This window comes from Bacteroides thetaiotaomicron VPI-5482, from assembly GCF_000011065.1.
Taxonomy (GTDB): Bacteria; Bacteroidota; Bacteroidia; order Bacteroidales; family Bacteroidaceae; genus Bacteroides; species Bacteroides thetaiotaomicron.
Genome location: NC_004663.1, coordinates 3,629,372 through 3,644,568, shown reverse-complemented (window position 1 = coordinate 3,644,568; position 15,197 = coordinate 3,629,372). Strand labels below are relative to the sequence as shown.

Here is a 15,197-nt window from a genome sequence, read left to right as displayed (position 1 = left end):
TTTATGGAAAAGTTGAAGTATTCTCTTTTGTTTATGATTTCGATTCTGGCTATTTCCAATAGATGGGTGTCGGCAAATGACATCGATGACGAAAGGAACCGTATATACAATAGTTCTTATAGTGGGAAATATAATAATCGAATCGCTTTTCCTATAGGGGGAATTGGTACAGGTATGTATTGTCTGGAAGGAACAGGCTATATATCTCATATGTCAGTATGGCATCGACCGGAAGTTTTTCATGAACCGGGAATGTTTGCTGCTCTGTATGTGAAGGGGGTATGTAATGGGGCTAAGGTACTTGAAGGACCTGTATCTGATTGGAGAAAATTTGGAATGCCCAATTACGGAACAGGAGGTAGTATGGGATCAATATTAGGACTTCCCCGTTTTGATACAGTCGAATTTGAAGCACGTTTTCCGTTTGCCAAGGTTTCATTAACAGATAAAGATATTCCCGTTAAGGTAACCATTTTGGGGTGGAGTCCTTTTATTCCGGGTGATCCGGATAATTCCAGTTTACCGGTAGGAGGATTGGAATATAGTTTAGAGAATACTAGTAAAGAGGTTCAGGAAACTATTTTCTCCTACCATGCTCGTAACTTTCTGAGTTGGGGTAAAGGATTGGATGCTATAAAAACGATGCCTCATGGGTTTATCCTTTCACAGTCAGGTACAGAAACGGAGCCTCATTTGCAGGGTGATTTTGCTATCTTTACGGATCAGGATTCTTTAAAGATTAATTATTGTTGGTTTCGTGGAGGATGGTTTGATAGTCTTACGATGGTCTGGAACGCTATTGAGGCAGGTTTAATGCCACAATGTCCAGCAATAGAGAAAGGTGCACCAGGAGCTTCTATGTTTGTCCCGGTAACATTGATGCCAGGGGAAAAGAAAACAATCAGGATTTATACGGCATGGTATGTTCCTAACTCGACTTTGAGGCTTGGAGAGGAACCGGAAGACTGGAATGACAATAATGTTGACTCCGCAAGACTAGCTGTAGAAAAGGCAGATAAGGGTAATTATAAACCTTGGTATAGTAGCCGCTTTACAGGAGTAAATGAGGTTATTGATTATTTTCTGTCTCATTATAAGATTTTGCGCAATCAGACAGAAAGGTTCACAGACTCTTTTTATCGTTCTACCTTACCGCCTGAAGTGATTGAAGCTGTTTCTGCTAACTTAAGTATTTTAAAGTCTCCAACGGTGATGCGGCAATATGACGGACGCTTATGGACTTGGGAGGGATGTGCCGATAATTGGGGATCGTGTCATGGCTCATGTACTCACGTCTGGAATTATGCACAGGCTATTCCACACTTATTTCCTTCTTTGGAACGTTCGTTAAGGCATACAGAATTTGAAGAAGGGCAAGATTTGAAAGGCCATCAAGTGTTTCGTGTCAATTTACCGATTCGTCCTACCCGGCACAATTTTCACTCAGCTGCTGACGGGCAATTGGGAGGTATAATGAAAGTATATCGTGAGTGGAGAATTTCAGGTGAAAATGAGTTCCTTATCTCTATGTATCCAAAAGTAAAAAAGAGTTTGGACTACTGTATCTCAACTTGGGATCCTCGTAGGGTAGGAAGTATTGAAGAACCACACCATAATACTTATGATATTGAGTTCTGGGGGCCGGATGGTATGCATAATAGTTTCTATTATGGAGCTTTATCAGCTTTCATTCGTATGAGTGAGTTTCTCGATAAAGACGTTACTGAATATAAGAAACTATTGAAAAAAGGACGAAAATTTACTGAAACAGGCTTGTTTAATGGTGAGTATTTTATCCAAAAGATAGAGTGGAGGGGATTGAATGCAAAAGATCCGACTGTTGCACAAAGTTTCCATAGTTCTTATTCTCCCGAAGCGAAAGAAATACTGGAGAAGGAAGGTCCTAAGTATCAGTATGGGAACGGTTGTCTGTCTGATGGAGTTTTGGGGTCGTGGCTCTCCCGAATGTGTGGGATGGAAGAAACTCTGAATACAGAAAAAGTGAAGAGCCATTTATTATCAGTACATCGATATAATTTTAAGAAAGATCTGACTGATCACGCCAATCCTCAACGTTCCCCTTACGCTTTAGGCAAAGAAGGAGGCTTATTATTAGGAAGTTGGCCTAAAGGGGGCAAGTTGTCATTACCTTTTGTCTATAGTAATGAAGTCTGGACAGGAATAGAATATCAAGTAGCTTCACATTTGATGCTACAGGGAGAAGTAGAAAAAGGCCTTGAGATCGTACGTGCCTGTAGGCAACGTTATGATGGAAGCGTCCGTAACCCTTTTAATGAGTATGAGTGTGGACATTGGTACGGACGAGCGTTATCCAGTTATGGCTTACTTCAAGGATTGACAGGAGTCCGATATGATGCTGTAGATAAAACACTGTATATTAATTCAAAAATAGGAGACTTTATTAGCTTTATCAGTACGGAGTCTGGATTTGGTAATATAGAACTTCGTTCCGGAAAACCTTTTGTAAAAGTAGTATCCGGTCATATAGAGGTTGACAGATTTGTCGTATCGGGGAAAGTAGTTGAATAATCAACAATAAGATAATAACTAAATTTTTAAGTGATAACTAAATACTATAATATTATGGATAGAAGAACTTTTCTTAAATCTGCGAGTATGAAAGGTACTGCCATTGTTACAGCTTCTGCTGTGGGTACTGAAATGCTTCATGCAGCGGAGAGCATAGGGGCTTCTGATGTTGCGTCAGGAAAGCGGAATGCTCCAAAAGCGAAACGGTTACCGGAAGATTTACAAGAGCTTGTAAAAGATAGTTCTTTGTTGAGAAAACCTGATAACCTGACAGTTGCCTGCTATACTTTTCCGAATTATCATGCTTCTGCATTGCATGATAAGATTTATGGGCCGGGTTGGACGGAATATAATTTGGTGAGAAGCGCCCGTCCTTGGTTCCAGGGGCATGCTCAGCCTAGAGGTCCCTTGCTTGGGGAGATGGATGAAAGTAAGCCGGGTACTTGGGAAAAATATAATGAGCTGTGCAAGCAGAGTGGTATTGATGTGCTGATTTGGGATTGGTATTGGTATAATAATGAGCCATGTTTGCATGAAGCTCTTGAGAATGGCTTTTTGAGAGCTTCAAACCGTAATGATGTGAAGTTTGCCTGTATGTGGACCAACCACCCTTGGTATGTATTGTATCCAACTTTATTACCCAATGGATATAAAGCTTATCCTCCAAGTTTTGCACCGGCAGATGGTAGCTTGAAAGAGTGCTGGCAGAGTTTGTCCTATATCATTTCCAGATATTGTCATTTGGAAAATTATTGGAGGATTGATGACAAGCCTGTGGTATGTATTTGGGACCCTAATCGTTTGGAGAAGAATATTGGGGTTGACGGGGTTAAACAGTTGTTTGCTGAATTAACGGAATTTGCCCGTAAGTTGGGACATAAAGGGTTACATTTCCATTCTTCAGGTTTTTATTCTCCTAATTCGAAAGAGGTTGGTTATAATACTGCCGGTTCTTACAATCCGTTTACTTGGGTAGCTGATAATTACCAGCCCAAGAATATCGAACTGCCGGATTATGGAGTGGCTGCTGCTGATGTGGCTTTCAAATTATGGCCTAAACATCATGATGACTTTGCCATACCGTATCTTCCATCTCTTTCGCCAGGGTGGGACTCTACTCCCAGATATATTCCGCCGGTGAGCAGACCGGATCAACCCAATCGCGATGCATGGCCTAATTGCGTTATTTTGGATAATGAAAATCCTGCATCTTTCAAAGCACTTGTTCAGTCGGCTTTTGCGTATTTGAATAAGCATAAGGATGTTCCTCCGATCCTCACTATTGCCTGTTTTAATGAATGGACTGAAGGGCATTACTTATTGCCGGATAACCGATTTGGATATGGAATGCTTGATGCGCTTGCTGAAGCCGTGGGAAAGTCTGATAACCATCAGATACATGGATTTTTTTAATATTGAATTTGTTGAACTTTAAATAAGAAAGAAAATGAAAAACCAGTTTGTTAAATGTATTAGTCAGTTATTGTTTTTATTGTTGATAATAGGTGTATTGCCTGTTTATGCACAGAAAAAAAGTAAAGAGAAGATTTATCGTTTGCCTGATGATCTTGAAACATTGGCAGGTGATCCTGCTTTGTTAAAGAAACCGGAAGGATTAACGGTGGCTGCTTATGCTTTTCCTAATTATCATGCTTCGGCTTTGCATAATAAAATATATTCTCAGGGCTGGACTGAATATAATTTGATTCGTAGCGCTCGTCCTTGGTTTGAAGGGCATCAACAGCCACGTACGCCCTTGTTAGGGGAGCTTGATGAGAGTAAGCCTTCTACTTGGGAGACATATAACAAGCTTTGCAAACAAAGTGGCATTGATGTTTTGATTTGGGATTGGTATTGGTATGATGGTAAACCATGTCTGCATGAAGCATTGGAAAATGGTTTTCTGGAAGCTAGTAATACAAAAGACGTAAAGTTTGCTTGTATGTGGACCAATCATCCTTGGTATGTATTGTATCCAACGAAGCGTACTGATGGAAGTAATGCTTATCCTCCAAGTTTTGATGCTCCCGATTTCTCTAAAGAAGAGTGTTGGAAAAGCCTTTCTTATATGATTTCACGCTATTGCCATTTGGAGAATTATTGGAGAATTGATGATAAGCCGGTGATTTGTATTTGGGATGCACGGCGTTTGGAATCTAAATTGGGAATAGCAGGAGTGAAACAGTTATTTGCGGAGTTGACGGATTATGCAAAAAAACTGGGACATAAAGGTTTGCATTTTCATGTGACAGGTTTCAGTTGTGGAAATATGAAAGAAGAGGGATATGATACTGTAGGCTCTTATAATCCGATGGATTGGATTGCAGGTCGCTTCCAACCCAAAGAAATCGAATTGCCGGATTATGGAACAGTGGCAGCTGATGTGGCTTTTAAGTTATGGGATGAACATCATGGTCAGTTTGATATTCCTTATGTTCCGGCTGTAGCTCCGGGATGGGATTCTACTCCAAGATATATAGCTCCGGCGAATCGTCCGGCAAAAGCAGACCGTAGTCAATGGCCGGGTTGCACTATTTTTAAGAATGAGAATCCAGCCTCTTTCAAGGCTTTTGTTCAATCGTCTTTTGTGTATTTGAACAAACATCCGGAAGTTCCACGAATTCTGACCATTGCTTGTTTTAATGAATGGTCTGAAGGACACTATTTATTGCCGGACAATCGTTTCGGTTATGGTATGCTCGATGCTTTAGGGGAAGCCTTAGGTAAAGAAGGAAATCACGAAAAGCACGGGAAATGATTTGTTAAACGTTAAATCTGAGAACTTATGTTTACTATGACAAACTTTGCAAAGAGAGGACGGTTGTCAATCTCTTGGAGGGCATGTATCCTGTTAGTTGGTCTTTGTTGTCCTTTTCCTGTAGTTTCTTCTTATGCAACAGACAGTATAACAGAGATTCAGCAGAATAAGACAAAGAAATTTAGAGGTAATGTATTGGATGAGGCAGGAGCACCGGTAACAGGTGCTACTGTCCAGATACAAGGGAAAGCTGGCGGTGTCATAACTGATATAGATGGTAATTTCACGATCGAAGTTGGCGAGAGTGATGTTTTGCAAATAACCTTTATAGGTTTGGAGACTCAACTGGTTCCTGTTAGAGGAAAAGCGTCTATGAAGATTGTGATGAAAGAATTACGGGATGAGCTGGAAGAAGTGACAGTAGTAGCTTTTGCTAAGCAAAAAAAAGAGAGTGTAATCGGTTCTATTCAGACTGTAAAACCTGCGGAGCTGAAAACACCCAGTAGTAATCTGACTACTTCTTTGGCTGGGCGTATGGCAGGTGTGATAGCGTATCAACGTAGTGGTGAACCAGGGAAAGACAATGCTAATTTTTTTATACGTGGTGTAACGACGTTTGGTTATAAAAAAGACCCATTGATTTTGCTTGATAATGTGGAAGTATCGTCAGATGACTTGGCGCGAGTACAGCCCGATGACATTGCTAGTTTCTCAGTATTGAAAGACGCGACATCTACAGCGTTATATGGAGCACGTGGTGCAAATGGAGTTATCTTGGTAACAACAAAAGAAGGAAAGGAAGGAAAAGCTCAGGTGTCGGTTCGTGTGGAGAATTCCTTTTCAGCTCCGACGAAGATGATTGATATTGCTGATCCTATTTCATATATGAGATTAAACAATGAAGCCGTTCTGACACGTGATCCTCAAGGGGTCATTCCTTATCCGGAATCTAAAATTGCTAATACTATGGCTCCCAATAGGAATCCGTATGTTTACCCGACCGTAGACTGGATGAAAGAGATGTTTAAAGATTATACTGTTAATCAGCGGGTAAACTTCAATGTAAGAGGTGGTGGTAGTGTGGCAACTTATTATCTGGCGGGCACATTTAGTAATGACACAGGATTACTTAAGAATGATGGATTGAATAACTTTAATTCGAACATTAGCCTGAAGAAGTACAATATCTTATCAACTTTTAATATTCATCTGACAAAGACAACAGAAGTGAAGGTGCGTTTTCAGGCTGATTTTGATGATTATCGTGGTCCTGTTGACGGAGGTAATATCTTATTCGATCATGCTATACACGCAAGTCCGGTTGATTTTCCTAAATATTATTTGCCTGATTTACAAAATCAAGGGGTAGGACATCCGCTTTTCGGTAACATGGAGGGAGCTAACCATATCAATCCTTATGCAATTATGACTAGCGGGTATAAGGATTATAGTCGTACCAACATTTCTGCACAAGCAGAAATTGAGCAGAATTTGGACTTTATAACAGAGGGGTTAACTGTACAAGGGCATTTTAGTACAGTGAGACGTTCTTATTTTGATGTTTCCCGCTCTTATACTCCGTATTACTATAAAATTGGTTTTTATGATAAAGAGTCGGATAACTATGTATTACAAGCACTAAATCCTGATAGCGGGACAGAATATCTGGGCTATAGTGAAGGGCCGAAAGATGTCTATACCCAAATATATATGCAGGCTAAAGCCAATTATGTCCGGAAGTTTGGTTTGCACGATGTAGGAGCTTTGTTGGTATATCAAAGGAAAGAAGAACTCTTGGGGAATGCCGGTAGTGTTATAAAATCATTACCTAAAAGAAATCAGGGAATATCTGGTCGAATGTCTTATGGTTATGATAGCCGTTATTTTGTAGAATTCAACTTTGGATACAATGGATCCGAACGATTCGCTCAGAATGAAAGATATGGTTTTTTCCCTTCTATAGGAGGTGCATGGATGCTCTCTAATGAGGCTTTTTGGAGACCGATAGAGAAAGTGGCAAATAAGTTGAAGTTAAAGGTTACTTATGGTCTTGTCGGTAATGATGCAATAGGAAGTGATTCAGATCGATTTTTCTACTTGTCTAATATGAATATGAACTCTTCCGGTAGAGGACAGGTTTTTGGAACCAACTGGGGAAATTATAAAGATGGGATTTCCACGGTACGTTATCCCAATGAGTTTATAACATGGGAAGTTGCAAAGAAGCTGAATATTGGTTTTGAACTAGGCTTGTTCAATAGTTTGGATGTACAATTTGACTATTTCCGTGAAGACCGTTCTAAAATCCTAATGGACAGAAGTTTTATTCCTACTACAATGGGATTGGAGGCTAGTGTACGTGCTAATGTAGGTGAAGCTGCATCTCATGGAGTAGACTTGTCGGTGAATTATAACCATTGGTTTAATAATAAGATTTGGTTGCAGGGTTATGGTAATTTCACTTATGCGACAAGTGAATTTAAAGTGGCTGATGAACCGGATTATGCTGCTGCCGGATTACCATGGAGGTCAAGAGTCGGTTACAGTTTGAGCCAACAATGGGGATATATTGCAGAGCGACTTTTTGTAGATGAGGCAGATATTGCAAACTCTCCGGTACAAAGTTTTGGGACATATTTGCCTGGTGATATCAAGTATAAGGATATAAATAAAGATGGAAAGATATCTGATGCTGACTTAGTTCCTATCGGTTATCCTACAACGCCTGAGATTACGTATGGTTTTGGGTTGTCAATGGGATTTAAGAATTGGGACATATCTTGTTTCTTCCAAGGATCTGCAAGATCTAGTTTCTTTATAGATTCGGAGCAGATAGCACCATTCAATAATCCTCCGTCAACGACAGGTTCTTATACTCGGAAGACAGCATTATTTCAGGCGATAGCTGATAGCTATTGGTCAGAAGAACATCGTGATATTTATGCATTCTGGCCGCGTCTTTCTACTGAATCGATAAAGAATAATACTCAAGTGAGTACTTGGTGGATGCGTGATGGTTCTTTCATGCGCCTGAAATCATTAGAGTTAGGGTATAGCTTTCCGCAACAAATGATAAAGAAGATTCATTTGACTAAATTGCGTTTGTATGCGAATGGAACTAATTTATTGACCTTCAGTAAATTTAAACTTTGGGATCCGGAGATGGGTGGATTAGGAGTCGGATATCCCAATCAGCGTGTTATTAATTTAGGTATACAAGTTGACTTTTAAAGAATAATAATATGAAAACTAAGAAGATATTTAATTTCCTGCTACTCTTAGGTTTCTTGTCTGGATGTGATTATCTTGATATTGTTCCAGATAATCTGCCGACTTTAGAGATGGCTTTTAATAACAAGAGTTCTGCTGAAAGATTTCTGTTCACTTGCTACTCTTTTGTTCCGGAACATGGTAAGATTGGAACCGACCCGGGGATGGATGTAGGTGATGAAGTGTGGTATTATAGTGATAATTCTGCCGACTATTCAAATAAAACGACTTTTTGGATAGCCAAAGGCATGCAAAATTCCAATGAACCTTTGGTCGATTATTGGAATGGGACACAATGGGGAAAAGCCATGTTTGTAGGGATACGTGATTGTAATGTTTTTATAGAAAACATAGAGAAGGTTCCTGATCTTTCGGCTTATGATAAAGAAACATGGAAGGCAGAAGCCAAGGTCTTGAAAGCCTTCTATCATTTTTGGATGATGAGAATGTATGGTCCTATCCCAATTATAAAAGAAAACATCCCGGTTTCGGCTGGTGAGGATGAAGTGAGAGTCGTTCGCGATAAGATAGATGATATTGTGACTTATATTGTTTCTCTGATAGATGAGTCAGTCGAATATTTGCCATTGAATATTCAGAACGAAGCAGCAGAAATGGGACGAATAACTCGTCCGGCTGCTAAGGCTATTAAGGCTAAGATATTAGCATTTGCAGCGAGCCCGTTTTTTAATGGCAATCTGGATTATGCAAATTTCAAAAATGCCGAAGGTGAACCATTCTTTAATCAGGTATATGATAATGAGAAATGGACAAAAGCTGCGGATGCCTGTTTGGAGGCCATTCAATGTGCGGAGGAAGCGGGACATGGACTTTATGAGTTCGTAAATATGTCTTCTACCCAATTGAGTGATGAAACAATTCTTTCATTAAGTAATCGTTGCAAGGTTACCGAGCGTTGGAATAAAGAACTTGTTTGGGGATGTGGACAATCGGGTATAAGAGATTTGCAGGTACTTTGTCAGCCTTGGTTAGAGTCTAATTACTCTTCTGACGACCGATATCATAATGCCCGAAATGGAACATTTGCACCCACTTTGGCTGTGGCTGAAACTTTTTATACTAAGAATGGTGTACCAATGGATGAAGACAAAAATTATGATTATAGTAAGCGATACACTACTCAAGTAGCAACTGAAGCCGATAAGTATTATATTCAACCGGGTTATACGACTGCAAAACTACACTTTGATAGAGAACCTCGTTTTTATGCAACACTAGGTTTCGATGGTTCCAGTTGGTATGGCATTGGTAAGATGGATGATAATGATATGTGGTATCTTCAGGCAAAAGCCAAACAGGCTTCAGGAAAGCGTGGAAATACTTTGTATTCAATCACTGGATATTTTGCAAAGAAGCTGGTACGTTATCAGAATGCGATGGTTCCTGCAAGCATACAGATAGAGACATATCCTTTCCCGATAATACGGTTGGCAGATTTATATCTGTTGTATGCTGAAGCTTTGAATGAGGCTAAGAAAGAAGAAGGCACAGTGCCTGAGGATTGCTATACTTACATTGACAAAGTGAGAGCAAGAGCCGGGCTAAAGGGAGTAAAAGATTCATGGCGTTTATATGCGAATGATGCCAATAAACCCAATACTTATGAAGGCTTTCAGACAATTGTGCGCAAGGAAAGAATGATTGAGTTGGCGTTGGAAGGGCAGCGTTTTTGGGATATAAGACGCTGGAATCTGGCTAATCAATACTTTAATAAGTCTTTGCAAGGATGGGATATTAATCAATCTGAAACAAACGAATATTATAAGCTGAATACTTATTTTATTCGTAACTATGAAGATCGTGAAAATCTTTGGCCCTTAAAAGATTATGACTGCATTGTGAATCCTAAATTAGTTCAAAATCCTGGTTGGTAAAAATGAATATTATGAAATCATATATAATGGTATTGCATCTTGTCTTGATATTCTTATCAATCGGATGCAAAGAAGACGATAACATAAGACCCTTTGGGAAAGATGTGGAAGCTGGTGCTCCTGGTGTAGTATCAGAGATTAAAGTGAAAAATATTCCGGGTGGAGCGGTTATATCTTATCAACTACCAGATAATCCGGATATCATGTATGTGAGAGCCCGCTATAAAGTTGGTCAGGGGAAAGAAATGGAGGCTAGAGCCTCAGTCTATGCAAATGAATTGACTGTCAATGGATTTGGAGATATGAATGAACATGAAGTTGAATTGTCTTGTGTGGACCGGATGGAAAATGAGGGGGCTACGACTGTTGCAGTAGTAACTCCATTGAAGCCTTCTGTTCTGACTACCTTCGAATCTTTGGAAGTGAATGCTACATTTGGTGGGGTATATGTAAATTTCAAAAATCCAGAAAAAGCGAGTCTTTCTATTCATGTTGTAACTACTGATTCGTTAAATCAGCCTTATGAAGCTCATGTACAATATACACAGGCAGAGAAAGGACCTTTTTATGTTCGTGGATTTAAAGCAGAAGAAAGGATGTTTGATATTTATGTAGTTGACCGTTGGGGGAATAGTTCGGATACTTTATATAATGTTTTAACTCCTTACGAGGAAACCCGATTAAATAAAAAACTTTTCTATCCATACATATTGCCGAATGATGTAGCATGTAATGCGTGGGGAGGAAACTTAGCTTATGCATGGAATGACGATTATACTCCTGCTCTTTTTGTACATAGTCCGGGTGGAGATACATTCCCGATGTGGTTTACTTTTGATATGGGAGTCACTGCGAAACTGAGCAGGTATAAATTCTATCATCTTTTTATGGAGGAACATGCTTTCCAGCGTGGTAATCTAAAGACTTGGGAAGTTTGGGGGAGAACAGATACGCCTCCTGCTGACGGAAGTTGGGATGGATGGACTAAATTGATGGATTGTGAGTCTCATAAACCGTCAGGACTACCTGTTGGGCAGCATACAGCAGAAGACTGGGAATATTTGCAAGCAGGTGAGGATTTCGAATTTCCGGCAGAAGCTCCTCCAGTGAGATATATTCGTTTCAAGGTTCTTGAAACATGGGGAGGTATGGACTTTATACACTTTACAGAATTTACTTTCTGGGGCAATGTAATATCTAACAATTAAAAGAGCTGAATATGAAATATTTATATAAGATAGGATTAATACTTAGTGTTGTATTGACTGCCGGAGCTTGCTCCGGTCAGTTGGACACGATCCAAGAGTATCTGGATGCCGGTGAAACTATCTATGCGGCAAAAATGGATTCTGTTGACATACGTCCTGGATATAATCGGGTAGAAGTAACGGGATTACTTAAATATGGTATGGATACAGAAAGGTGCGTTATTCATTGGACACCGGACAATGACTCTTTAGTAGTGCCTGTTAAACGGATAGATCCGGTAGATACTTTTCGTGTTTTTATAGAGAATTTACCTGAAGGTACTTATCAATTTGAGATTGTTACCTATAACAAAAGTGGGTATCGTTCTATTTCAACCTCAAAAGGAAGTAAAACTTATGGTGATCGGTACATAAGTTCTTTACGGGTACGTTCTTTGTTGAGTACAGAGGTTGAAGGGGAAAATCTGTTACTAAATTTTTCCTCAGAAATGGCCGAAGCATTGGCAACTAAAGTGTTTTATCTGAATAGTGCCGGCGAGAAGCAGGAACAAGAGGTGGCAAGAGGAGATAATCAGATTAAGATTACTGATTGGAAGCCGCGGGGAGCCTATGAAGTCAAAACATATTATATTCCGGAGGTGAATGCAGTAGATACTTTCTCTGTTTCTTCAACGGGGGTATTCCCAGAAAAAATAGTTGAAATGGATAAAAGTACATTCCGTGAAATAATACTGGATAATGATATCCGATTGAACGCTTGGGGAGGAGCATTATGGAAAGCATGGGATAATGCATACGAAAATACAAACTATGCACATAGTGATAATACGAATCCGATCGTTTTTCCTGCTTGGTTTACTTTCGATTTAGGAGAGAAAGCTCTTTTAAAGCGTTTTGACTTGTTTTCGGTTGTTCGTGATGATTTGAATTATAATGGAGGAAATATGAAGAGCTGGGAAATCTGGGGTAGAGAAGATGAACCGGCAAATTCTTCTTGGGATGGATGGACTAAGCTGATAACTTGTAATTCTTTCAAGCCTTCTGGCAAGCCTGTTGGCGAGAATACGGATGAAGACAATTCTTATATAGCAAAAGGAGAAAAGTTTGATTTTCCATCAGGTATTCCGGAGGTTCGCTATATAAGAATTAAGGTTCTCGATTCATGGAGTGGACAGGGATATGTACAGTTCTCGGAATTTACATTTTATAAAAGTGAATAAAAATGAAACATCTACTTGCTGGTATTTTAGTATGGGTGATATGGGGACTTTGTTCTTGTCAGTCTGATGGTAAGGTGATCATTCCTTCACCCATTTATGTAGATAATCACTATCATGGTCCGGCTGATCCGGAGATAACCTGGAATCCTAAAACAGAAGAATGGATGATTTTTTATACATCACGTCGTCCTTTTAAAGATCAGGCTTCTTATGTAGGAACGCCTGTGGGGGTTGCTGTGTCCAAAGATTTTGTACATTGGAAGTTTGCGGGATATTGCTCGTTCGATGGTGTAGGCGGTCAGCCGGATAGTGAGAAAACGTATTGGGCACCGGGTGTGATTGTGGAAGGTGATAGTGCCCATATGTTTGTGACTTTGAAAGATGACTCTACTCCGGTCTGGGGTGGACCTAGTAACATTGTTCATTTCTCTGCACCTTTGGAAGATATGATTTCAGGGTGGAGACGGGTAAATACAGTGGTGGATACTCCGATTTCTATTGATGCGACTGTTGTAAAGAATGGTGATCGTTGGGATATGTGGTATCGTGACCGTCCGACAGAAGATACAGGCGGATTGTATTATGCACAAAGTAATGATTTGTATCATTGGACATTAAAGGGGCTTGCCAAAGGCGATATTAATAATGTCGAGGTGACGAAGCATACATATCAGGAGGGGGCTTATGCTTTTCAGTGGAAAGGTTATTTCTGGATAATAGCTGATCCTCATAAAGGATTGGCCGTGTATCGTTCGAAAGATGCGGAGAACTGGGAATATCAAGGAATTGTCATGTATGAACCGGGTACTCGGTTCTTTGACAATACTCGCGCCCGGCATCCTAGTGTCATTATCAGAAATGATCGGGCATTCATTGTATACCATGTGCAACCCTTTTTAGGATATAATCCAAATACACACGAGGCTGGTGATGATGTTTACCAGAAACTGAGTTTCTTGCAGATGGCGGAATTGGAGTTTAAGGATGGAAAACTTATTTGTGACCGTAATAAGGTACTGTATAAATAAGATTGCAGGATATTGGATGTCATTATATTAGATATTATTTCTGTAAATGAGTAAATAGATTAAGTAAAGCGTGGAATATTACCACATATTTCACGCTTTTACTATATAGATGTGTCAGATTAAAACAATATAGAGATGAAAAAACTGTTGTTAATAGAAATTCTCCTTACCATAAGTTTTACGCTTATGGCAGAAGATCCCGCTAAGACTTATAAGAACCCGGTTGTTAATTATAGTTTGCCCGATCCCAGTGTGATCAGGGCAGAGGATGGATACTTTTATTTGTATGCAACGGAAGATATCAGGAATTTACCGATTCACCGTTCTAAAGACTTGATCAAATGGGAGTCTGTCGGTACAGCTTTTACCGATGAAACACGTCCGACTTTTGAGCCAAAAGGGAATTTATGGGCACCTGACATTAATAAAATAGGAGACAAATATGTACTCTATTATTCGATGTCTTGCTGGGGAGGTGAGTGGACTTGTGGAATAGGCGTAGCTACTGCCGACAAACCGGAAGGCCCTTTCGTAGATCATGGAATGATGTTTAGAAGTAATGAAATTGGGGTTCAGAATTCGATTGATCCATTTTATATAGAAGATGGAGGGCGGAAATATATGTTTTGGGGGAGTTTTCGCGGCATATATGGAATAGAGTTAACAGCCGACGGGCTAAAAGTAAAATCTGGAGCAGACAAGAAACAGATAGCAGGAACCGCTTATGAGGGGACTTATATTCATAAAAAGAATGGATATTACTATCTGTTTGCTTCTACCGGAACTTGTTGTGAAGGATTGAAAAGTACGTATCAGACAGTAGTAGGGCGTTCTAGTTCATTGTGGGGACCTTATTTGGATAAACAGGGAAGGTCTATGCTCGATAATAACCATGTGGTATTGATTCATAACAACAAAAGCTTTGTAGGCACAGGACATAATGCGGAACTAATAACCGATAAAGCAGATAATGATTGGATTTTATATCATGGAGTGAGTGTTTCCAATCCCTATGGGAGAGTTTTATTGTTAGATAGAGTTGATTGGAAAAAAGGGTGGCCTGTTGTGAAAAGTAGTTCTGCTTCTACAGAATCCCCCAAACCTCATTTTTAAAACGATTTCTTTTTAGATATTGACAGGAGAGATTAAAATAGGTATTATTCCAATATAATTAGTTGTTTTTTTAGGCAGTTTGAACAGAATTTTTCTTTTATCGGTCAATTTGTGGCATTCTGAACAGCTGATGTTTGCTAACTTTGCCTTCGTCA

General features: G+C 39.6%; 9 protein-coding genes. All 9 read left to right on the top strand.

Translation table 11 applies throughout. The annotated features are described in order from the left end of the window. Positions 1-3: 3 nt before the first annotated feature. The 9 genes from BT_RS14740 (at position 4) to BT_RS14700 (ending at position 15,042) form a co-directional block, all read left to right on the top strand. Positions 4-2,550 carry a non-lysosomal glucosylceramidase gene (locus tag BT_RS14740; protein WP_011108530.1) on the top strand — a complete coding sequence of 849 codons (2,547 nt, stop codon included), beginning with the start codon at positions 4-6 and terminating at the stop codon, positions 2,548-2,550. A 54-nt stretch (positions 2,551-2,604) separates the two neighbouring features. Then, positions 2,605-3,963, top strand: a complete 1,359-nt coding sequence (locus BT_RS14735; protein ID WP_008767192.1) for a glycosyltransferase WbsX family protein — start codon at positions 2,605-2,607, stop codon at positions 3,961-3,963. Between the two features lie 34 nt (positions 3,964-3,997). Then, positions 3,998-5,308, top strand: coding sequence for a glycosyltransferase WbsX family protein (locus BT_RS14730; RefSeq protein WP_008767191.1), 1,311 nt, complete (start codon positions 3,998-4,000; stop codon positions 5,306-5,308). Positions 5,309-5,335: 27 nt separating this feature from the next. After that, positions 5,336-8,539, top strand: coding sequence for a SusC/RagA family TonB-linked outer membrane protein (locus tag BT_RS14725; RefSeq protein ID WP_008767190.1), 3,204 nt, complete (start codon positions 5,336-5,338; stop codon positions 8,537-8,539). An 11-nt stretch (positions 8,540-8,550) separates the two neighbouring features. Then, positions 8,551-10,473 (top strand): RagB/SusD family nutrient uptake outer membrane protein, encoded by a 1,923-nt coding sequence (locus tag BT_RS14720; RefSeq protein WP_008767188.1) that lies wholly within the window; start codon positions 8,551-8,553, stop codon positions 10,471-10,473. Positions 10,474-10,484: 11 nt separating this feature from the next. Continuing rightward, on the top strand, positions 10,485-11,681 hold the full coding sequence (locus tag BT_RS14715) for a DUF5000 domain-containing lipoprotein (protein ID WP_008767187.1): 1,197 nt from the start codon (positions 10,485-10,487) through the stop codon (positions 11,679-11,681). Positions 11,682-11,692: 11 nt separating this feature from the next. Beyond that, positions 11,693-12,901 carry a DUF4998 domain-containing protein gene (locus tag BT_RS14710; protein WP_008767186.1) on the top strand — a complete coding sequence of 403 codons (1,209 nt, stop codon included), beginning with the start codon at positions 11,693-11,695 and terminating at the stop codon, positions 12,899-12,901. 2 nt (positions 12,902-12,903) lie between these two features. Beyond that, entirely contained in the window at positions 12,904-13,929 is a 1,026-nt protein-coding gene (locus BT_RS14705; RefSeq protein WP_008767185.1) for a glycosyl hydrolase family 43, read from the top strand. A 135-nt stretch (positions 13,930-14,064) separates the two neighbouring features. Further along, complete coding sequence (locus BT_RS14700) at positions 14,065-15,042, top strand: family 43 glycosylhydrolase (protein WP_008767184.1); 978 nt, start codon at positions 14,065-14,067, stop codon at positions 15,040-15,042. Positions 15,043-15,197: the final 155 nt, after the last annotated feature.